The organism is Vibrio frigidus (assembly GCF_042465995.1).
Lineage (GTDB): Bacteria > Pseudomonadota > Gammaproteobacteria > Enterobacterales > Vibrionaceae > Vibrio.
Genome location: NZ_JBCDMC010000014.1, coordinates 49,074 through 69,439, shown reverse-complemented (window position 1 = coordinate 69,439; position 20,366 = coordinate 49,074). Strand labels below are relative to the sequence as shown.

Sequence of the window (20,366 nt, the reverse complement as noted above, 5' to 3'; positions counted from 1 at the left end):
TGGCGTTATTGTAAAAAAAACAAACAGATAGTGAGTGGTTTAAATGAACCATGAATTTGGTGACCCAATAGATAGGGTTGTACAAGAATATGTGCCTGGAAAGCAGATAACGCTAGCGCATATGGTTGCAAACCCAACAGAGGAACTTTGTGAACGGATTGGAGTTGTCCATAACGAAGCTATTGGGATACTAACGTTGACTCCGGGTGAAACAGCTATCATTGCTGGTGATATCGCCACCAAATCGGCAAACGTGGGCATAGGCTTCTTAGATAGATTCTCAGGCTCACTTGTCATTACAGGCTCTGTAGGGTCTGTGGAGGTCGCTCTTGAAGAAGTTCTGCGGACTCTGGCTGGTGATTTGTGCTATACAACCTGCAAGGCAACTCGTACATGAATGCGCCCCTTCATGAAGGTGCTAGTACGTTGCCTACTAATTTTGCCGTTATCGGCGAAGTCGATGCTGGTAAGTCTGCATTGATCACTCGTTTGGTTAATCCGCAAGGAAACCAAAGGAAAACACAAACGCCAATTTATTATTCTGGTTGCGCGATAGATACCCCAGGTGAATATGTAGATAACCGAGCATGGAATGGTCCTTTGCTGTCAACTATTTCGTCAGTAAATACAATTGTCTATTTGCAACCAGCAAATGCAAAAAGATTTTCTGTGCCAGAAGGTTTATTAAGGGTTTACCCTAATAAACGTATTGTTGGTGTTATCAGTAAGGTGGATATGGATACTGCTGACATAGGTAAAGCTGAGCGATTTTTGATAAGAAATGATATTGAAGGTCCTTATTTTCATATATCTATTTTCGATGAAGAATCTATAAATAAATTAAGAACTTTTTTGTGCAGTTTAAATAAATAAAGCCTTATATAATAAGGCTGTCAAGGTGAAATTAATGAAAAAATTAATTACTGCTAATGATGTACGCGACGCTAATGCAAAAAGTATAAAAGAGATCGCTATAAAAGCAGGGTTTACTATTGTTACGCCGGAAGCCTATGACGTTGCGAAAACATTCGGGATATCTCTAATCGAAGAGGGGTCTAGTGCTATACCGACGAAGCCGAATGAAATAACTGTACAAAAGGATTCATCACTAATCCCTCCCTCTCCTAAGCAACAAACATTACACAAAATTAAGGATGAAATTCAGTCCAGAGTCGGCACCAATGTAGAAAGCGGCTTGATAGAGTCATTGATTAAAAAAGCGATGGCGGATTTCAATGTAAAAGCACCGACATGTCCACGCCAGATCAATGATGATGGCATTGTTTTAGTCCGTGGTAATTCGGTAGAGCTTGATGTATTTGATGGTGCACCGGGTAAAAATGTGGGACTAACCGATGTGATTGGAACCGCACAAAATAGCACGTTAGGTGTTGGCTATATGGGTTGGGAAAAAGCGTTTTTCCCTTGGACACTCAACTACGACGAAGTAGATGTGGTACTTGAAGGTGAATTGCATATCAAAACGCCATCCGGCACAACGATAGGTAAGCCTGGTGATGTTATTTTTATTCCGAAAGGAAGCAGTATTGAATTTGGGACTCCAACGCATGTTCGCTTTGTTTATGTCGCATACCCTGCCGACTGGTCAGGGCAATAGGTGACGTAATGAATACCTTCATTACTGAGGATTTTCTGCGAGCCGAGTTTGGCTTAGCACATGGAAGTGAAGTGCATCTTCCAAAAGACTCTCGCTTTACGCCTTCTGCTACAGCATTACTATCAGAGCGTAAGATAACGATTCGTTATGTGAATGAACAAGGTGAAGTCTTTGTTCCTCAGCGTGACGGTTCAGGTATTGAAAAAGTTCATCCATTAAAAATAAATAACCAAAGGCCACAGAATGGTTGTTGGGCGTGCGGAAGTGATATCACTGACAAACCCTCGTACATGACACATTTAGATGACCAAGTTCTTGTGCCTAAGAATCATCCTCGTATAGCGCTTAGAGGAAAGATAGATACCGTTATTTGTTTGTGTGTTGAAGCGCAGTGTGTTTTGCAAGAACAACCACTCTTCATCACTCATGCAATGTCCGATATTCGCTCTTACCTTGGACAGTTATTGAAATCTGAGGTGACTGGTGAGCTATTATCTCTTCCTTCTTTTGGCGATATTGATTCTGAAATCATCCATACGTGGTCACATAATCCATTAAAATATTTAGGCTACGACCACATGTTGCCGGAAGCTAAATTTGGTTTGGATGTCGCTAAGCTCAATATATTGAGAGCCTCTATTCGAGAACTAGAATTGGAAGCGAGTCGAGTGTTTATTGATATCAGTATGCGTTTGGAAAGGGAAGATATTGTTGCGGGGCTAAACCGTCTATCCAGTGCTGTTTATGTGGTGATGATATTAGTATGGCAATGTAAGAACGGTAACGAAAGCGTCTTAGAGAGATTGAAATAACATGGAAATTCTAGAGCAGTGTAGACTCAAATGTCGTCAAGCTCCTAAGAGAATCGTCTTTCCAGATACGGACGATGTGAGGCTTCTTCATGCCGCAAATGAACTGAAATTAAATGGGTTAGCTGAACCAATTATTCTTGGTAACCCGTTTATGCTTCGTGACAGATCTTACAAAGCAGGTATCGCAATGCCTTGTTTAACAACATTGGCACCAGAAACCGCGGGCTGTTTTGATGAAATGGTTCAAATATTCGTCGACAAGCAACGCAAGCCGATAACGATAGAGGAAGCTCGAAAGCAGGTATCTAATCCCTTACAGTTTTCGGCACTTATGGTTGACCAAGGCTATGCCGATATATGTATAGCCGGTAATTTGTCGACAACTGGCGATGTGATTCGCAGTGCAATTCGAGGTATAGGTGTCGCTCCTGGTAGTAAAACAGTATCGAGTTTTTTCTTAATGTTGTCCCCGGATGGCACGAAGACCCATGCCTTTGCTGATGCTGGGGTTATTCCTTTACCGACGACAGAACAGCTTGCAGATATCGCTGTTGATACGGCTAACAATTTTCAACGATTGACCGGTATCGAACCTCGCGTTGCGATGCTGTCATTTTCTACTAAAGGTAGTGCATCACACCCTGCAGCAAGCAAAATTTCTGAAGCAACAGAACTAGTTAGACAACGCTGCCCTAATCTTATCATTGACGGTGAAGTTCAATTTGATGCCGCTATAGAGCCTTTAGTCGCCGCCCAAAAAATGCCAAATAGTCCATTAGGTGGAATGGCAAATGTATTTATTTTCCCTTCTTTAAGTGCTGGCAATATTGCTTATAAAGTTGCACAGCGTTTAGGGGGGTATATTGCTCTGGGGCCGATGTTGCAAGGGTTAGCAAAACCCATGCATGATCTGTCACGGGGTTGCAGTTCCGACGATATCGTCGATATATCAGTACTTACGTCATGTATGTAATTAATGTGAATAAACGTTAGGAGAATTCAAATGGAAGCTCTAGGCATTATAGAAACAAAAGGTCTAACCGCACTTATCGAAGCATCTGATGCAATGGTAAAAGCGGCTCGTGTTGAGTTAGTTGGCTATAAGCAAATTGGCTCAGGTTTAGTAACGGCAATGGTACGAGGCGATGTAGCAGCTTGTAAAGCAGCAACAGATGCAGGTGCAGCAGCAGCGCAACGTTTAGGCGAAGTAGTAGCGGTTCACGTTATTCCTCGTCCGCATGGTGATTTGGAAGCTATCTTCCCAATAACTCAGGCGCCAGCACCAACACCGGCAGCTAAAAAATAAACTATTTTACAAAAAACAATGAATTTATGAGGAAATGCTAATGGATGCGTTAGGCATTATAGAAACAAAAGGGCTTACCTCCTTAATCGAAGCTTCTGATGCGATGGTAAAAGCGGCTCGTGTTGAGTTGGTTGGTTATGAGCAAATAGGCTCAGGTTATGTAACGGCGTTGGTACGTGGCGATGTTGCTTCTTGTAAAGCGGCTACAGACGCTGGTGCTGTAGTTGCACAAAAATTGGGAGAACTCGTTGCGGTTCATGTCATTCCAAGACCTCACCAAGATCTTGAGAATGTTTTCCCTATTTCTTTGAAAAAATAAGTTGCGCGTCGCCTCCTTGCTAGGTAGGCGTTAGAAGACAAGGGGGAGACATGCGTGTAGCAAAAGTAGTAGGGCAAGTAGTGGCTACAATTCGTAGCCCTGATATGAGAGCGGACAAGCTCTGTTTAGTCGAGTTTGTTGATAAGAAGGGTAATTCGACGAGTGAAGTCCATGTCGCTATGGATCAGCTTGGCGCTGGTGAAGGCGAATGGGTGTTAGTTGTTGCTGGAAGCTCAGCTCGAATGGCCTATGGAACAAGTGGCGAGCATTCGCCAATTGATCTTTGCGTCGTTGGAATTATTGATGAGATCACATCAGATAAGAGTGTCCAATACCACAAAAGCTGATAAGTACCTGGATTAGGGGAAAATAGAATGGATCAGAGCGAAATTGAAGATATTGTCCGTCGGGTTGTTGTTCAACTAAAGTCTGACGACCAACCGACGGGCAGCGATCATGGTGTATTTGAGTCGTTAGATGATGCGGTTGCAGCCGCTCGAGATGCGCAGAAACAGATCCGTAGCTTAGCGGTTCGAGATAATATCATCACCGAAATTCGTCGCATGACAAAGAAGCATGCAAAAGAGCTTTCTGAATTGGCAGTTGAAGAGACTGGATTCGGTCGTGTGGAAGATAAAATTCGTAAACATTTACTGGTCGCTTCAAGAACACCTGGTACTGAAATTCTTACTCCTCAGGCGGTGTCAGGTGATAGTGGATTGAGTCTGATAGAGAACGCTCCATGGGGCGTTATTGCATCGGTTACGCCCAGTACAAATCCATCTTGTACTGTCATCAATAATTCGATCAGTATGATTGCCGCAGGTAATGGTGTTGTATTTGCACCGCATCCGGCAGCAAAGAAAGTGTCACAACGTGCTATTCAATTAGTTAATCAGGCCTCAGTTCGAGCGGGTGGACCACCTAATATATGCACTACGGTAAAAGTTCCGTCATTAGATAATGCGAGAAAGCTTTTTACTTACCCTGGAATCAAACTTTTAGTGGTTACTGGCGGTGATGCCGTTGTTGATGCCGCAAAAGAGATCACTGACAAACGTTTAATTGCAGCGGGGCCTGGCAATCCTCCTGTTGTGGTTGATGAAACCGCCGATATTGACCGCGCCGCTGTCTCCATTGTTGAAGGCGCCTCGTTTGATAACAATATCGTGTGTGCAAGTGAAAAAGAAATCATTGCAGTTGAGTCTATCGCAGACAGTCTAATGCATGCGATGACTCAGCATGGAGCTTATGAAATTAGTGCTAGCCAAGCAGAAGAGATCGCCAAAAAAGTATTGAAAGGTTATCCAGGTGATTCGCCAAGTGCAAACCCTCAATGGGTTGGAAGAGACGCAAGTAAGATTGCCGCAACCATTGGATTAGATATACCAGAGTCTACTCGATTACTCGTCTTTCATGCCACCAAAGACAATGTCTTTGCGACCACAGAACAGATGATGCCAATTTTACCTGTAATCAAAGCCGCTAATGCAGATCAGGCTATTGATTGGGCAGTAGAGCTTGAATCAGGCAATCATCACACCGCCGCGATTCATTCAAAAAATATCGATGTATTGACGCGAATGGCTTATGAGATAGACAGCAGTCTTCTCGCTAAAAATGGCCCTTGTATTGCTGCAATTGGTGCAGGTGGAGAAGGCTGGACAACCATGACCATCTCTACTCCAACTGGTGAAGGGGTGACTAATTCGTTGACCTTTACACGTAAACGTCGTTGTACGGCGGTTGATTCGTTTAGGATTATTTAGTCGATGAATCAGCTAGAAATTGTCACTCAACGTCTCGCGGTCATTAACGATATTGTCAATGATGATACGCCAACAGATACGCCGGAAAGCTGGATCATAGGCGTAGATCTTGGCACCGCAGATATTCAAACTGTGGTTCTAGATGGAGAAGGTGTGCCAATCGCCGCCTTCTTAGACTGGGCAAATGTTGTCAATGATGGCGTAGTTGTTGATTATATGGGGGCGTGTCGGATTGTGCGTTCTCAAATAAAGCGGGTTGAAGAGAAGTTATCTATCACGGTTGAGAGCGCGATTACGTCGTATCCCCCGGGTACTGATCCAAGAATATCAATAAATGTTGTTGAGTCGGCAGGTATTGAAGTGACGAAGGTGATTGACGAGCCTTCAAGCGTCGCAGACCTACTGAATATAGAAAATGGCGCGGTAGTCGATATTGGCGGTGGAACAACAGGTACTGCGGTAATTAAAAATGGGAAACAGCTTTATTCACTAGACGATCCTAGTGGTGGTAGACATGTTTCTTTAGTTATCGCAGGTAGCCTAAAAGTTGATGACGATGAAGCGGAACGCTTGAAGAGAACAAGCTTTGAAAAGAATGATATTGCCATCATTGTAAGGCCCGTTATCGAAAAAATGGCGGATATTGTTAAGCACCATATTAAAGAAGAGACACCTTCTCATATGTACTTAACGGGTGGTGGAACTCTGGTTAACGGCGTGAACAAAATCTTTAGCGCCACGTTCCCAGAAACGGAAATTGTAACCTTCGAGCACGCTCTATATTTAACACCGCTCGCGATTGCAAATTATGGTTTAAATCCTGTTGTTTCTAGAGTAGTGGAGTAACTGACAATGTCGTTTTCTCGTGAAGAATTAGTTCAAGTTGTCACTAATAGTATTCAGCAGTCGAAACTCTACAAAGGCTTTTTCTTCCGTTCACCTGCTATAACTTTAACGGGTGGATATAGCGTCAATCAAATTGGTGATGTGCTGATTGAGTTAGGTGTAACCAAAGTGTTCATCGTTGTAGATAAAATGGTATATCAACTTGGCTTACTTGAAGGTTGTCAGCATTCTCTGACCTTTGCTGGAATTGAATACACTATTTTTAGTGAAGTAGTTGGCGAACCAGATTCAGACATCATCAGCAAATGCATACAAAAGATGAAAACCGCTGATGCTGACTTTGTTCTTGGCATTGGTGGAGGCTCTGCTTTAGACGTAGCAAAAGCCGTGGCTGTTATGGTCGATTATACAGGCAGTATCAGTGATTTTAAGGTCGGAGGACTGGCGTCTCGTCGGGTTGGTTTAGGTGCTATACCGACAACGGCTGGCACGGGCTCAGAAGTCACCGACATTACAGTGGTTAAAGATCTTGCCACTGGTGTAAAACTACCTATTAAAGGACCAGCATTGGTTCCTGATTTAGCCATTATTGACCCCGCTTTGATGCTAGGTGTTCCACCGGAGGTGACCGCTGCAACAGGTGTTGATACATTAACGCATGCAATTGAAGCGTATGTGTCAAGAGGGTCTAACCCATTATCTAAAGCTTATGCCTATCATGCAGTGGAGGCCGTCGCCCGATCGTTACGCAGAGCCGTTGGTTGTGGCGATAACTTGGATGATCGATACGACATGGCTGTCGCTGCTTATAAAGCAGGGCTCGCTTTCAGTAATGCGGGTCTTGGCTTAACTCACGCAATATCACATCAAATCGGTTCTCAGTTTCATATTCCTCATGGGACAGCTAATGCCATTTTGCTTCCTTATGTCATGGCATTTAATGCCCTTGTCAGCGAGGCAGAATATGCAGAGCTAGCCGTCGCTTTAGGTGTAGCGAGAGAAAATATGACTCAAAGAGAGTGCTGCTGGGCTGCAATTAAAGCCGTCAGCCAACTCGTTCAGGATCTCGGGCTACCCACGTCGTTAGCTCATGTAGATATACATCTTGAGTCCATGTTGTCGCTTGCTGAAGATGCATTGGAAGATATTTGCCTAGGCGGTAATCCCCGCACAGTGACAGCAAAGCAGATCATCTCGTTACTACAAGATGTTGTTAGCGGCTCGATTTCTGGTGAGGTTATTGTATGAATACTAAGTTAATCACTAGTGTAGGAATTGATGTTGGTACCACCACAACTCAAGTCATATTCTCGCGATTAACATTGGTTAACCGTGCACCAGCATCGCAAGTGCCTGTCTACGAATTCATCGATAGAAAAGTCATCTATCAAAGTCCTGTCATATTTACACCGATCAACTTTGATGGCGTTATTGACAATGAAAAAATCAAACAGTTTATAGAAGATCAAGTATCCCTTGCAGGCATCACGCATGATGACATAGAGAGTGGTGCGATTATTATCACGGGTGAAACCGCGAAAGCGAAAAATGCGCGTTCTTCTCTTCTCCATCTTTCACAAGAAATGGGCGACTTTGTTGTTGCCACTGCAGGTCCGCATTTAGAGTCAATTATTGCTGGTCGGGGTAGTGGTGCTCAACAGGTGTCCGAATCGAATCATCGTCGTGTTATGAACATTGATATCGGTGGTGGTACCGCCAACTTTGTTGTTTTTGATTGTGGTCGAGTAGTCGATACCGCATGTATCAACATAGGTGGCAGACTCATTCAGCTTGGAGAGCAAGGACAAGTGACCTATCTATCCGAAGCTGGAGCCATGTTGGTAAAAGAAGTCTTTGGAGAGCAGATCAGTCCCAATGCATTAACGAAAGACCATATTAAACGTATTAGTAACAAAATGGCCGATATTTTGTTCGGGTTGATAAGAGGGGAGAACACCCAAATTACCGCTCGACTATTACAAACGGCAGAACTTAAGCAACTTGATGATATTGATTCCATTTATATCAGTGGTGGTGTGGGTAAGTGTTTGTTTGAAGAACGGGTGAAACCCGTTGATGATCTGAAATTTGGTGATATGGGTCCGATGCTCGCTCGATCTATGCTAAGACACACTGAATTTGAAAGATTGCCATTTATCGAGCCAAAACAGACAGTGAGAGCAACCGTTATTGGTGCTGGAGCACATTCACTTTCTCTTTCTGGTTCAACTATATGGTTAGAATTAGAAAGCTTACCAATAAAGAATGTTCCGGTTATCCACCCAACGATTGATTGGAACGACCCAGATTTTGATGTTAGCAAGGAAATATGTATCTGTGCTGAACGGATGGATATTGCCCTTGCTACGGACCAATATGCTATTGCATTAGATAGTAGCATGCCAACTAAATACCGCGCGGTGCTCCAAGCTGTTAAAGGACTCGAGCAGTTTTATCGTTTACATGGTAATCACAACGATTCAGCACTAATAATTTCTCATAATGATATAGGCAAAGCACTCGGAATGGAGTTACAACCGTTGCTTTTACCTCAACCGCTTGCGGTTATTGATGAAGTTGCTACCCGAGAAGGGGACTACATCGATATTGGTAAAAGTTATTTTGGAGGGGAGATTGTTCCCCTCACGGTGAAATCTCTCGCGTTTCCGTCATAAAGGAGTGGCTAATGATTTTGAAAACTCGTCTGTTTGGTCAGACATATCAATTCTCAGACGTGAAAGAAGTGATGGCGAAAGCGTCCGATCTTCGCTCGGGAGATGTACTCGCTGGTATTGCAGCGTCTAGCTCTCAAGAGAGGGTTGCTGCGAAACAGGTGTTGTCTGAATTGACACTTAGAGATTTACGTGAAAACCCTTCAGTTCCATATGAACTCGATGTGATCACGAGGATAAATCAAGACAGCTTGAATCGAGCTGTTTATGAAAAAATCCAGAACTGGACGGTAAGTGAACTACGAGAGTATGTGCTTTCTAACACGCCGAGCAGGGAAGAATTCCAGAGGCTCAGCAAAGGGCTAACGGCTGAAATGATTTCTGCAACAGCAAAGCTTTGTTCGAATGCCGACCTAATGTTTGGCGCGAAAAAGTTACCCGTTGTGACTAAAGCGAATAGTACCTTAGGTATTCCCGGCCACTTTAGTTGTCGATTACAACCAAATGACACGCGTGACAATATAAACTCAATTTTGGCACAAACCTACGAAGGTCTTACGTATGGATGTGGCGACGCAGTAATCGGTATAAACCCTGTAACCGACAGTGTCGAAAATACCACTCAGATGCTTAACGCAATTCAAGATGTCATTAACAAATTTGAAATTCCGACACAACCTTGTGTACTGGCACATATCACCACTCAAATGGAAGCGGTTCGTAAAGGCGCTCCAGGTGGTCTTCTATTCCAGAGTATTTCTGGTTCTGAAAAAGGGTTGTCTGAGTTTGGCGTCTCTGTAGCGATGCTTGACGAAGCCTATGAAATAGGCAAACAGTATTGTCATTTAGCTGGCGACAATATGATGTATTTTGAAACAGGCCAAGGTTCTGCGCTATCTGCTGATGCTCACTATGGAGCAGACCAGATGACAATGGAAGCGCGTTGTTATGGACTGGCTCGCCGTTATAAGCCGCACCTAGTTAATACTGTGGTTGGATTTATTGGCCCTGAATATCTCTATAATCACCAACAGATTATCCGTGCAGGTTTAGAAGACCACTTTATGGGCAAACTGTCTGGCCTGCCTATGGGTTGTGATGCTTGTTATACAAACCATGCCGACACCGATCAGAACTCAAATGAGAACTTAGTAACGTTGTTAGCAGCATCAGGTATCAACTTTGTTATTGGTATGCCTATGGGGGACGACATTATGCTGAACTATCAGACAAATGCCTTCCACGATACTGCGACGGTTCGTCAATTATTAGGGCTAAGACCTGCTCCAGAATTTGAAAAATGGATGGAGAAAATGGGGCTGCTAGAAAACGGGCTATTAACCGCAAAAGCTGGTGACCCTTCAATTTTCTTTAATCGATAAGCGGAGATAACAATGAACGATAAAAATATACAAGATATTGTCTCAGCTGTTTTACAACAGCTTGGAGAAAAGGATGTCTCCGCTTCAACAGTTAAGAGAGTTGTTAGTGAGGAAATGACACCGGTTGTAAGTGATGGCTCACTGCCTGATTTAGGCGACGATGAGTTCAAAAACTGGAACGGTGTGGTTAATGCTCAAGATCCTAAAATAATTGAGGACCTGATGACTCAAACAGGGGCTCGGGTTGGAAATGGCTGTGCGGGTCCTCGTCCTAGGACGACGGCATTGATGCGTTTCTGGGCCGATCACTCCCGCTCGAAAGACACAGTAATTAAGAACATCAGTGAGCAGTGGTTGAAAGACCATGATTTAGTAGAGGCTAAAAGTCAGGCTAAAGATAAAGATGAATACCTAACGCGTCCAGATCTAGGTCGAAAACTTTGCCCTGATAGTCGAGATATTATCACCAAAAATTGTGAGCAGTCACCACAGGTTCAAGTGGTTCTGTCTGATGGATTGAGTATGGATGCTATCACAAGCAATCTGGATGAAATTCTCCCTCCGTTGATGAATGGTATAAAGAATGCTGGGCTTAAAACGAACGCGCCTTTTTTCCTTAGATACGGTCGTGTAAAAGCTCAGGATGAAATCGGTGAACTACTCAATGCAGAAGTAAATATTCTGTTGATTGGTGAGAGGCCAGGGCTTGGACAGTCGGAATCGTTGAGCTGTTACGCGATCTATAAACCGACTAAAGATACCGTGGAATCTGATCGTACCGTTATTTCGAATATTCATAGCGGTGGAACTCCACCGGTGGAAGCGGCTGCCGTAATAGTCGATTTAATTAAAACGATGCTGGAGCAAAAAACCAGCGGCATCAATTTAAAAAGATAGAGGTGAACGATGGCTATTCAAGACAAAATTCCAGCATCTGTATTAGCAACCAGAGTGATTGCATCGGTTGAATCAGAATATGCTAAAGCACTTAAGTTAAAGCCGAATCAAGTCAGTATTGGTTTGATTACGAGTGATTGTGATGATGTTACGTATTGTGCGCTAGATGAAGCAACAAAAGCCGCCAACGTAGAAGTCGTATACGCTCGTTCATTCTATGCTGGTGCGGCACACTCATCTGGACCTACATCTGGTGAAGTCATCGGTATCATTGCTGGTGAATGTCCGGCAGATGTCATTGCAGGTTTAGACCGTTGCAAAGAAGTAATAGAAAACGAGGCAGCGTTTCAGACAGCAAATGAAGCGGGAGATATCGCTTATTTTGCACACTTAGTCACCTCAACAGGTAGTTACCTTTCTGCGGAAGCGGATGTAGAACAGGGTGATGCATTAGCGTATCTAATTGCGCCACCATTGGAAGCAATGTTTGCCATTGATGCGGCTCTAAAATCAGCTGATGTTCAATTGAAAAACTTGTTTGAACCACCATCAGAAACAAACTTTGCTGGCGCTCATTTAGTTGGTTCTCAAGCGGCTTGCCGTGCTGCCTGCGAAGCGTTTGCTGAAGCAGTAATTAGCATCGCTAGCAACCCAATCTCTCACTAAGGCACGTTAACATGAGCTCATTTTTAGATAAAGTCAGAGATGCTGGGGTCGTTGGTGCTGGAGGGGCCGGTTTTCCTACCTACGTAAAGCTAGATTGTAAAGTTGATCTGGTTCTTGCGAATGGTGCTGAATGCGAACCTTTGCTAAATAAAGATCAAGTCGTTATGCAGATCTGGGCAGATGAAATGCTCGGGGGCATGTTACTCGCGATGAAACAAACGGGGGCATCGCAAGCTATTATCGGTATCAAAGACAAACATCAAGATACTATCGAGATAATAGAAAGCGCAATTCAAAAATTAGCAAAACCTGAAGAGTTTTCGGTATTACAAATGCGTGACGTCTATCCAGCAGGCGATGAAGTTGAGCTGATTTATGAGGCGACAGGGAAGCGAGTGCCTTCAGGCGGTCTTCCGAAAGATATTGGCGTTTTGGTGCAAAATTCCGAGTCATATATAAATATATTTAGAGCGGCGATAGATCAACCTGTTACACATACGATGCTGACCGTTCATGGTGAGGTGCAGTCGCCTTATACGGCGTGGCTGCCTGTCGGTATTTCAGTCTCTGACGCTCTGGACATTGCGGGTGGAACAACCTGTGATGACTTCATTATTATTGATGGCGGTCCAATGATGGGTGGTGTGGTCAATTCTCTTGATCAGCCGATAACACGGCTCTCAAGTGGCTTTATCGTTATTCCTAAATCGTCGTCATTGGCGGTCAAAAAGACGATGCCAGAGTCGACGTATCGACGTATTGGTAAAGCGGCTTGTGACCAATGTAGTTTGTGTACTTCGATGTGCCCACGAAACATGTTGGGGTATCCCATAAAACCTCACTTAGTCATGCGAGCATTACAGACATCAGGTCCGAATAGTGAAACGTATGCCTTATCGGCTCAAGCGTGCAGTGAATGTAATCTTTGTTCGATGTGGTCTTGTCCTGAAGGTTTAGACCCAAGGAATATGTGTGTAACCACGAAGCGTGATTTACGTGAATCGGGAAGGCTGATGACCCCTGAACAGTTGCAAGGGCAAACCGTAGAGGTGCATCCAATGCGTGATTACCGAGGTGTTCCTACTAAGCGATTGATTCAGCGATTGGGCTTGGTGCAATACAGCAAAACAGAAGCCAAAAACCTAGAAGGTGAATTTGACTTTAAACACGTCAACATTCCACTAAAACAGCATATCGGAGCGCCTGCTCAAGCGTGTGTCAAAGTGGGTGAAAATGTGACGGTTGGTCAGGTGATTGGTTTGGCATTAGACGATGCTTTGAGCGTCAACATTCATGCAAGCATCGCTGGTAAAGTGGCGTCTGTCACCGAACAGCATGTCGTGATAACGAAATAGATGAGTAAAAATATGATTAATGCAATTGGATGTATCGAGCTTAATTCTATCGCACGTGGTTTTTTTGTTGCTGATGTAATGTTAAAAGCGGCGCAAGTTGAAATAATTTTTAACCGTAGTATCTGTCCGGGAAAATTCATGGTGATGATATGCGGAGATGTTGCTGCGGTAAACGCATCAGTAGAAGCCGGTATGATCGCAGGTGGTACAGAGATTGTAGACGACCTAATAATATCAAATGTTCATGAAGATGTGTTCCCTGCAATCTCAGGTACACGAGTCGTTGAACGTACCGATGCGCTTGGAATTATTGAAACATTTTCAGTCGCTTCTATCGTTGAAGCTGCAGATGCTGCCGTAAAAGCAGCTAACGTTGAATTGCTTGAAGTCCATATGGCAATGGCCATTGGAGGCAAGGGATACGTCACTTTAACCGGAGACGTCGCTTCAGTAACTGCCGCAGTAGAGGCGGGTGCTGAGTGTATTAAACATAAAGGATTGCTCGTGGATAAGGTTGTAATTGCCCAACCACGTAAAGAAATATTGGCTGACAAAGTATAAAAATAAGGAGCAATAGCTAGTTAGTAGATAGAAAAAATCAAATAGAAAATAAATTAGAACAAACAGTATGTTAACTAAAAAATTATAGGGATGTATCAATCCGTACCCTACAAGAAGGATTGATCCGTCATATCACTTGGTAGTCAGACGATGATTACTGAGTCAAAAATTAAATCATACGGGTGGCTTATGTCTGAAAATAAAGCAAGTGATTTTGGTTCCTCCGAGTTTATGCATGAACGACAGCTTAAGAAAGGTGTGGCTGGTTGGTTTTTGCTCGCGACGCTTGGGGTTTCCTACGTAATATCAGGGGACTATGCAGGGTGGAACTTCGGTATCGCCACGGCTGGTTGGGGTGGCATGTTAATCGCATCAGTGTTGATGGGAATAATGTATTTAACATTGGTTTTGTCACTGGCAGAAATGTCGGCAGCGATACCAACAGCAGGTGGTGGTTACAGCTTCGCTAGGAAAGTAATGGGGCCGATCGGTGGTTACGCCACTGGATTAGCAGTATTAATAGAGTATGCGATAGCACCCGCTGCCATTGTCATCTTTATTGGTGGTTACCTTGAAGCATTAGTTGGGTGGAACGGACCAACGGTGTATGCGGTCTTTTATGCAATATTTATCGGTATCCATTTGATTGGTGCTGGTGAAGCACTACGTATTATGCTTGTTATCACAGCATTAGCTGTTGTTGCAATCATTGCAACTGCATTTGGGTTGATCCCCTATTTTGAAGTGGCTAACCTTTTTGATATACCAGCCAACCCAGCAATAGCAGGTGCAACGACATTCTTACCTCAAGGTTGGAATGGTGTTTGGGCTGCATTACCATTTGGTATGTGGTTATTCCTAGCAGTAGAAGGTGTACCTTTGGCTGCGGAAGAAGCAAAAGACCCGGCAAAAGATATGCCTAAAGGCATCATCGCGGCGATGATATTCCTATTAATCACGGCCGTTGGGGTTATGTTATTAGTTCCTGGCGCTGCCGGTGCTAAAGCGACCGCTGGGTATGCCGCGCCGTTAGTCGATGCGTTGCGTGCTGTTCATGGTGAAGATTCCATGTTAGCTAACTTCGTGAACGTGGTTGGTTTGACTGGTCTTATTGCGTCATTCTTCTCAATTATTTATGGTTATAGTCGTTTAGTCTTCGCACTTTCGAGAGCGGGTTACTTACCAGCGTTCTTATCATTAACAGGTAAGCGTAAAGTACCAGTTTGGGCATTGATCATTCCAGGGATTGTAGGTTTCTTAGCATCACTAACTGGCGAAGGTGATCGCATGATCATGATCGCGGTGTTTGGTGCAACAATCTCTTATGCTCTACAAGCTTATAGTCATATCTTGTTGAGAAAAAATGAACCTGATTTGGAACGTCCTTATAGAACACCAGGTGGCATCGTTACACCTTGGATCACGATAGTTCTTTCGTTACTTGCTCTATCATCATGTTTTGTATATGACGCAACAGCGGCATTCTGGGCTGTAGGTTTATATGTGATTGGTATGGCTTACTACTTTATCTTTAAGCATAAAGAAGTATCTAAGCATACTGCGGAAGAAGAATTTGAAGCAATCTTTAAAGCAGAAGCGGAACTGGATGATTAATCTAGTTTTATAAATGCGTAAAAAGGAGGTCAATTGACCTCCTTTTTTATTGGAATTATTTACTTATTATGCGTTAAATATCTGAGTAAACTCAGTAGAAGATAGGTGATATTGACGCGGGCAATTACGCCATGTTGTTAGCATACGGGTATATTTTTCTAACATAGGCATTTGGGCATTAAAGTGGTGGTCACTCTTCTCAAATTGAGGGTAAAGCCCTTCAGAATCAACGAGAAAACGAACATAATTGACGAGTTGATGTTCACTTGCGATGTCAAAACCCAAGAATTGTAGTCTACGTTGGTCAACGTTGTTCCTATCCGCTTCACTTAACATTTTGTTTGACTCTTGCATCGCGTGGTACATTTCCATGATGTTGATCACTTCGCGACATTCTTCTTCGGTTATCTTACCGAAATGTTTATCCAATTCACGCATTTGTAACTCATAGCCTCTCTCCACAATCGTTTGTAAACGACTATATTTAGCTTCATTTTCAGGTCGGAGCTTAGACATAAGGTAGTATTGATTTGAAAGGATCAAGCGTTGAGCGTTCGTCATTTCCATTGTGAGGCCTCGAAGTAATTATTATCTGTTTGTTGTTACTTTATAATCAAAGTACTAATATTTTACGTTGTCGACATACTGTTCGAGTATACCCACCATTTTATCCATGGTTTCTTTACTTGGTGGATTGACCCCTTCTAGAGGGTAGTCATAACCAAGTGCTTCCCATTTATGAGCGCCCAATTTGTGATACGGCAGCAGCTCAACTTTTTCGATGTTATCCATTTCTTTAATGAACGCACCTAGTAGATGTGCCGACTCTTCATCATCGGTATATCCGGGTACGATGACATATCGAATCCATGTTGTTTTACCTATTTTGTGCAGGTAACGCGCAAAGTCCAGAGTGCGCCTATTCGATACACCAATAAAGTCGTGATGAATTTCATCCTTCATATGCTTGATATCAAGCATGACTAAATCGGATGCCTCTAATACTTCATCGACTACATCGGTATGTTTACGAATATAACCGTTGGTATCAAGGCACGTATGCATCCCTTCCCTTTGGGCTGCACGGAAAAAATCACGAACAAATTCTGGTTGAAGCATCGCCTCGCCACCGGAGCAGGTAATTCCGCCGCCAGATGCTTTCATGAAGTGTCGGTACGACTTAGCTTCGTTGATTATTTCATCTACGGTAACTTCTTTACCACCATGTGTATCCCACGTATCGCGGTTATGGCAATACATACAACGCATTAAGCAACCTTGTAGAAACACGATAAAACGAATTCCAGGTCCGTCTACGGTACCGCAAGATTCGAATGAATGGATACGACCAGATGTTGACATAGGTTCTTCTCAGAGAGTTTTTCTTATCTGTTATTTTATTACATTTAAGTTCCATAACCTAGTCTAACTTTCTGCTATTACGTATGTTCTTTGATTAATGAATTGCTTTGATGGTGGTTTTTTCCATTCGCGTTATAATTGTTATGATATTGTTAAATTTATCGCAGGGCGCATTTTGGTCGCGCTGTTATTACTGGTGTGGCTAAGGAAAATACATGGAACGTTTTTTATTCTCACAAAAAGAAAAAATTTGGATTGTATTAGGGGTATTGATTGTCGGTTTTATCGGGCTAGCTGCTTACACAAGCAATAGCTTCAAAGCAATGAATTCAGAATATCGCTTGAGTATAGATGTCACCAATGGTTCCAATGAGATTGAACAGACCCAGGTGAATCTGTTCAAGTTAGCTAACAGTTTAATGACCATGAACTCAGAGAAAGTAGAAGCAGTTAAGCAATCTTTATCTGTCATTCAAAATAAGGGTCAGATTAATAGAGAATACTTAAATAATGTTGGTATGGAAAACCGAGCAAATGAGCTGACGAGCCTAATTGAACGCTATCAGAATACCGTCGAACCATGGTTAGTTCTTCGACGCGAACTGGGTTTTAATGCAGACGATGGAAAGTTAGGTAGGCTGAAAAAGATCGCGGTGATCATAGAACAAAAAATCGCAGAAACCGGAATGGTAACGCTCAACTCCGATTTTCAAACGATGATAAAAGCGCAGCAAAACTATCTACTTACTCCTAGTGAGCAGAACCTGAAGCTTTTTAATCGTGCGAAAGCGGGATTTAAGAATATGTCCAATACCTATGCGATGCTTGAGCTTTATGAAAAAGAGCTGGAAGCGTTTTCGGTTACCTTTGAACAGGTATCCGTGCTTTCTGGGCAACTAAGTAATATTGAATCTGATCTTTACGCTAATCAGGATGTGTTGTTAACGGCTGTAGAACAGATTACAACTGAACTTGCGGCAATTAGTGAACGTTATCAAAATTCAGCGTCCGCGACAGCAGATGTTTCACTTTGGTCCGTTCTCATCGCTTGTATTGTCCTCGCGGTGATAACCATAGTGATATTTATTACGCTATCTTTATCTATAACACGCTCGCTTAATCAAACCAATACGGCACTTGACTCGATTTCGAAAGGGAACCTAAGTGTACGGTTGCCAGTGACCCTCAACAATAAAGATGAATTTAACCAATTGTCGATGGCAATTAACCAAACCTGCGAGAACTTAACAGAGTTAGTTAGAGAAGTGCAAAGTAATAGTGACGCGCTTTCACTTAATGCGAAAGAACTTAATCGAGGTATTGAAAGAGTGGTGGTAGGGCAGTCAAAGGCCATTGAACAGACGCATATACTTGCTTCTGCCACAGAAGAGGTGAGCGTAACCACGAAAGAGGTTTCAAACAGCTTAGAGCGAGTTTCAGTAGTGAGTAAGTCGTCGGCTCAGTCTGCCGATGACGGAGGTAAAATTATTACGCTTGCCATTGAGTCAATTGAACAGGTAGGTAGTATTTTAACTCTGGCAGCGACGCATATTCAGCAATTAGAGTCGGCGTCGAACAAGATAGACTCAGTCATGGACATTATTAACGGTATTGCCGAACAAACTAACTTGTTAGCACTGAATGCGGCGATAGAAGCGGCTCGCGCGGGTGAACAGGGTAGAGGCTTTGCCGTAGTTGCTGATGAGGTTAGGAACTTGGCGGTTCGAACCGTTGAGGCTGTGTCTGAGATTTCAGGTACTATTGAAACGCTACAAACCGAGAGCGGTGAAGTCATTCAATACATTAATAAATCTCAAAAATCGATGGAGGCCGGTAGACAAAATGGTCATGATGCTGTTCAAGCGTTATCTGAAATAACGAATAAGGCTGAAGAGGCGAGTCAACAGACGGATATGATATTTTCGTCAATCCGAGAGTTGGCAATAACAAGTCAGTCAATGGCCGATAGTATGTCTCAGATATCAACCTCGATGAGCTCTATCGCCCTTAGCAATAATGAACTCAAACAGACGAGTCAACGAGTGGATAAACGTTCAACAACCTTAAATCAAAAATGCCTCAAGTTTACCTTGTAAAATATGATTTTTAGAATCAAGGAGCGGTCTTGGACCGCTTAAAACATCCAAAAAAGTGACATAGACAGATTTGCTGAGTAGCCATTTAGGTCTTGTTCAAAGTCTTCTGATTTGAATGCTAATGTCGCGCTACCACCTATAGATTCGCCATACACTGCGCCGCCAAACACAGCCGTTGCTTGAAGGTGTTCTACATCGGTAGGGTATACTTCATCCGGGCGATCGCCGTCTATGGTAATATCATTAAATCGATATCGTGCTTCAACACCGGCGAATAGAAAAGCACCGGTTGTTTTACCTTGTACCATAAAGGACTTAAAGCTCATTTCATTCTCTGTTTTGGTGCTGCCAATACTGTCTTGCAAGTTCAACCCCCATCGCCATAGAAGCCCGGTCGCGATTTCGCTTCGATAATTGCCCGCCAAAATTCTAATCGGTGCGCTGATCTCGTGGGATAGACCCGACGACTTATCAATGGTGTATAACTGGTAACTACTATCGTAAGAAAGGTTAGCAATGAAGGTGCCTTCTATCTGATAATCCCATCCTTGAGGCGTGTCGGAGCCGACAATTTCATGCACAATTTTCTGAGCGCCTTCGGCAAAAGATTTCGGGCCCGTTACACCAATCATCAAACCGAAAGCCTGGGTGTTTGTATCTGAAATCGCGATGAGTTCTCCTTGTGTATATAAGAGGCCTGCGTAGGCTCGCTCGTTTGGTTCTGGTTGTTCTTTTTTTATGTCTGAAGGTGTCCACATTTTCTGACCAATACTTATATGCCATTTATATGTATTGAATTCGTGATTTTCAAGCAACGATAGAGGTGAGTACGCAATCAAAGCGCTGTTTAAATCTAAAAGCGATGTCGAATAATCGACTTGGATTCCGTTCGTGTAATTCTGATCAGTACCGAATGGACCATCATTATCGAAGGACATAGAGATAATGTTTTCGTTGGCGTTTGCTGCAAATGACAACAAAAAGACAGATGAGATAAATAGATGTTTTAATTGGATAATATCAGCCTTAAACAACTTTTATTATAATTACGCCTAGTGTAGCCTTTTTTTTATAAAAAACAAAAAGCCCCG

Annotated in this window: 22 protein-coding genes; 19 read left to right on the top strand and 3 right to left on the bottom strand. The window is 43.1% G+C overall.

The annotated features are described in order from the left end of the window. Positions 1-43: 43 nt before the first annotated feature. From eutS to eat, 18 genes are all read left to right on the top strand, one after another. The gene (eutS, locus tag AACW90_RS20050; protein WP_195702903.1) at positions 44-397 is read left to right on the top strand and encodes an ethanolamine utilization microcompartment protein EutS; all 354 of its coding nucleotides are present in this window, start codon (positions 44-46) and stop codon (positions 395-397) included. Beyond that, a complete protein-coding gene (locus AACW90_RS20045) occupies positions 394-873 on the top strand; it encodes a EutP/PduV family microcompartment system protein (RefSeq protein WP_390238104.1) in 480 nt (159 codons plus the stop codon). Before eutS ends, AACW90_RS20045 begins: the two co-directional genes overlap by 4 nt. A 34-nt stretch (positions 874-907) precedes the next feature. After that, complete coding sequence (gene eutQ / locus AACW90_RS20040) at positions 908-1,618, top strand: ethanolamine utilization acetate kinase EutQ (protein WP_390238102.1); 711 nt, start codon at positions 908-910, stop codon at positions 1,616-1,618. A gap of 8 nt (positions 1,619-1,626) precedes the next feature. Next, on the top strand, positions 1,627-2,430 hold the full coding sequence (gene eutT, locus AACW90_RS20035; RefSeq protein WP_390238100.1) for an ethanolamine utilization cob(I)yrinic acid a,c-diamide adenosyltransferase EutT: 804 nt from the start codon (positions 1,627-1,629) through the stop codon (positions 2,428-2,430). Position 2,431: 1 nt separating this feature from the next. Then, positions 2,432-3,403: a phosphate acetyltransferase gene (pta, locus tag AACW90_RS20030; RefSeq protein ID WP_390238098.1), complete on the top strand. Its 972-nt coding sequence runs from the start codon at positions 2,432-2,434 to the stop codon at positions 3,401-3,403. 24 nt (positions 3,404-3,427) lie between these two features. Next, positions 3,428-3,736: an ethanolamine utilization microcompartment protein EutM gene (gene eutM / locus AACW90_RS20025; RefSeq protein WP_331275673.1), complete on the top strand. Its 309-nt coding sequence runs from the start codon at positions 3,428-3,430 to the stop codon at positions 3,734-3,736. A 40-nt stretch (positions 3,737-3,776) separates the two neighbouring features. Further along, a complete protein-coding gene (eutM, locus tag AACW90_RS20020; protein ID WP_229637994.1) occupies positions 3,777-4,055 on the top strand; it encodes an ethanolamine utilization microcompartment protein EutM in 279 nt (92 codons plus the stop codon). A gap of 50 nt (positions 4,056-4,105) precedes the next feature. Then, a complete protein-coding gene (locus tag AACW90_RS20015; RefSeq protein WP_195702910.1) occupies positions 4,106-4,402 on the top strand; it encodes a EutN/CcmL family microcompartment protein in 297 nt (98 codons plus the stop codon). Between the two features lie 27 nt (positions 4,403-4,429). Next, the gene (locus AACW90_RS20010) at positions 4,430-5,824 is read left to right on the top strand and encodes an aldehyde dehydrogenase family protein (RefSeq protein WP_390238096.1); all 1,395 of its coding nucleotides are present in this window, start codon (positions 4,430-4,432) and stop codon (positions 5,822-5,824) included. 3 nt (positions 5,825-5,827) lie between these two features. Next, the gene (gene eutJ / locus AACW90_RS20005) at positions 5,828-6,670 is read left to right on the top strand and encodes an ethanolamine utilization protein EutJ (RefSeq protein WP_390238093.1); all 843 of its coding nucleotides are present in this window, start codon (positions 5,828-5,830) and stop codon (positions 6,668-6,670) included. A 6-nt stretch (positions 6,671-6,676) separates the two neighbouring features. Further along, the gene (locus AACW90_RS20000; protein ID WP_390238090.1) at positions 6,677-7,918 is read left to right on the top strand and encodes an iron-containing alcohol dehydrogenase family protein; all 1,242 of its coding nucleotides are present in this window, start codon (positions 6,677-6,679) and stop codon (positions 7,916-7,918) included. Further along, positions 7,915-9,345 (top strand): ethanolamine ammonia-lyase reactivating factor EutA, encoded by a 1,431-nt coding sequence (locus AACW90_RS19995; RefSeq protein ID WP_390238088.1) that lies wholly within the window; start codon positions 7,915-7,917, stop codon positions 9,343-9,345. The genes AACW90_RS20000 and AACW90_RS19995 overlap by 4 nt, the downstream gene beginning before the upstream one ends. Positions 9,346-9,356: 11 nt before the next feature. Next, a complete protein-coding gene (locus tag AACW90_RS19990) occupies positions 9,357-10,724 on the top strand; it encodes an ethanolamine ammonia-lyase subunit EutB (protein ID WP_390238086.1) in 1,368 nt (455 codons plus the stop codon). A gap of 12 nt (positions 10,725-10,736) precedes the next feature. Further along, positions 10,737-11,621, top strand: a complete 885-nt coding sequence (gene eutC / locus AACW90_RS19985; protein WP_390238084.1) for an ethanolamine ammonia-lyase subunit EutC — start codon at positions 10,737-10,739, stop codon at positions 11,619-11,621. A 9-nt stretch (positions 11,622-11,630) separates the two neighbouring features. After that, positions 11,631-12,287 (top strand): ethanolamine utilization microcompartment protein EutL, encoded by a 657-nt coding sequence (gene eutL, locus AACW90_RS19980; protein ID WP_195702917.1) that lies wholly within the window; start codon positions 11,631-11,633, stop codon positions 12,285-12,287. Positions 12,288-12,298: 11 nt separating this feature from the next. Next, positions 12,299-13,642: a 4Fe-4S dicluster domain-containing protein gene (locus AACW90_RS19975; protein WP_390238080.1), complete on the top strand. Its 1,344-nt coding sequence runs from the start codon at positions 12,299-12,301 to the stop codon at positions 13,640-13,642. 12 nt (positions 13,643-13,654) lie between these two features. Continuing rightward, complete coding sequence (locus tag AACW90_RS19970) at positions 13,655-14,203, top strand: BMC domain-containing protein (RefSeq protein ID WP_275136267.1); 549 nt, start codon at positions 13,655-13,657, stop codon at positions 14,201-14,203. A 189-nt stretch (positions 14,204-14,392) separates the two neighbouring features. Then, positions 14,393-15,817, top strand: coding sequence for an ethanolamine permease (eat, locus tag AACW90_RS19965; protein ID WP_390238077.1), 1,425 nt, complete (start codon positions 14,393-14,395; stop codon positions 15,815-15,817). Between the two features lie 66 nt (positions 15,818-15,883). Here the strand turns inward: eat and AACW90_RS19960 are convergent, their stop codons facing one another. Further along, the gene (locus AACW90_RS19960) at positions 15,884-16,384 is read right to left on the bottom strand and encodes a YfbU family protein (RefSeq protein ID WP_390238074.1); all 501 of its coding nucleotides are present in this window, start codon (positions 16,382-16,384) and stop codon (positions 15,884-15,886) included. Positions 16,385-16,438: 54 nt separating this feature from the next. Then, positions 16,439-17,179 carry a pyruvate formate lyase 1-activating protein gene (pflA, locus tag AACW90_RS19955; protein ID WP_390238071.1) on the bottom strand — a complete coding sequence of 247 codons (741 nt, stop codon included), beginning with the start codon at positions 17,177-17,179 and terminating at the stop codon, positions 16,439-16,441. A gap of 215 nt (positions 17,180-17,394) precedes the next feature. Between pflA and AACW90_RS19950 the strand changes: the two genes are divergently transcribed. Further along, entirely contained in the window at positions 17,395-19,275 is a 1,881-nt protein-coding gene (locus AACW90_RS19950) for a methyl-accepting chemotaxis protein (protein ID WP_390238068.1), read from the top strand. 38 nt (positions 19,276-19,313) lie between these two features. On the opposite strand, the gene AACW90_RS19945 is transcribed toward AACW90_RS19950, so the two are convergent. Further along, positions 19,314-20,309: a lipid A deacylase LpxR family protein gene (locus AACW90_RS19945; protein ID WP_390238066.1), complete on the bottom strand. Its 996-nt coding sequence runs from the start codon at positions 20,307-20,309 to the stop codon at positions 19,314-19,316. Between the last annotated feature and the right edge of the window lie 57 nt (positions 20,310-20,366).

Excerpts from the sequence above, each read along its gene's own strand:
- eutS (WP_195702903.1), top strand. The coding sequence starts at position 44 with ATGAACCATGAATTTGGTGACCCAATAGATAGGGTTGTACAAGAATAT.
- AACW90_RS20045 (WP_390238104.1), top strand. The coding sequence starts at position 394 with ATGAATGCGCCCCTTCATGAAGGTGCTAGTACGTTGCCTACTAATTTT.
- eutQ (WP_390238102.1), top strand. The coding sequence starts at position 908 with ATGAAAAAATTAATTACTGCTAATGATGTACGCGACGCTAATGCAAAA.
- eutT (WP_390238100.1), top strand. The coding sequence starts at position 1,627 with ATGAATACCTTCATTACTGAGGATTTTCTGCGAGCCGAGTTTGGCTTA.
- pta (WP_390238098.1), top strand. The coding sequence starts at position 2,432 with ATGGAAATTCTAGAGCAGTGTAGACTCAAATGTCGTCAAGCTCCTAAG.
- eutM (WP_229637994.1), top strand. The coding sequence starts at position 3,777 with ATGGATGCGTTAGGCATTATAGAAACAAAAGGGCTTACCTCCTTAATC.
- AACW90_RS20015 (WP_195702910.1), top strand. The coding sequence starts at position 4,106 with ATGCGTGTAGCAAAAGTAGTAGGGCAAGTAGTGGCTACAATTCGTAGC.
- AACW90_RS20010 (WP_390238096.1), top strand. The coding sequence starts at position 4,430 with ATGGATCAGAGCGAAATTGAAGATATTGTCCGTCGGGTTGTTGTTCAA.
- eutJ (WP_390238093.1), top strand. The coding sequence starts at position 5,828 with ATGAATCAGCTAGAAATTGTCACTCAACGTCTCGCGGTCATTAACGAT.
- AACW90_RS20000 (WP_390238090.1), top strand. The coding sequence starts at position 6,677 with ATGTCGTTTTCTCGTGAAGAATTAGTTCAAGTTGTCACTAATAGTATT.
- AACW90_RS19995 (WP_390238088.1), top strand. The coding sequence starts at position 7,915 with ATGAATACTAAGTTAATCACTAGTGTAGGAATTGATGTTGGTACCACC.
- AACW90_RS19990 (WP_390238086.1), top strand. The coding sequence starts at position 9,357 with ATGATTTTGAAAACTCGTCTGTTTGGTCAGACATATCAATTCTCAGAC.
- eutC (WP_390238084.1), top strand. The coding sequence starts at position 10,737 with ATGAACGATAAAAATATACAAGATATTGTCTCAGCTGTTTTACAACAG.
- eutL (WP_195702917.1), top strand. The coding sequence starts at position 11,631 with ATGGCTATTCAAGACAAAATTCCAGCATCTGTATTAGCAACCAGAGTG.
- AACW90_RS19975 (WP_390238080.1), top strand. The coding sequence starts at position 12,299 with ATGAGCTCATTTTTAGATAAAGTCAGAGATGCTGGGGTCGTTGGTGCT.
- AACW90_RS19970 (WP_275136267.1), top strand. The coding sequence starts at position 13,655 with ATGATTAATGCAATTGGATGTATCGAGCTTAATTCTATCGCACGTGGT.
- eat (WP_390238077.1), top strand. The coding sequence starts at position 14,393 with ATGTCTGAAAATAAAGCAAGTGATTTTGGTTCCTCCGAGTTTATGCAT.
- AACW90_RS19960 (WP_390238074.1), bottom strand. The coding sequence starts at position 16,384 with ATGGAAATGACGAACGCTCAACGCTTGATCCTTTCAAATCAATACTAC.
- pflA (WP_390238071.1), bottom strand. The coding sequence starts at position 17,179 with ATGTCAACATCTGGTCGTATCCATTCATTCGAATCTTGCGGTACCGTA.
- AACW90_RS19950 (WP_390238068.1), top strand. The coding sequence starts at position 17,395 with ATGGAACGTTTTTTATTCTCACAAAAAGAAAAAATTTGGATTGTATTA.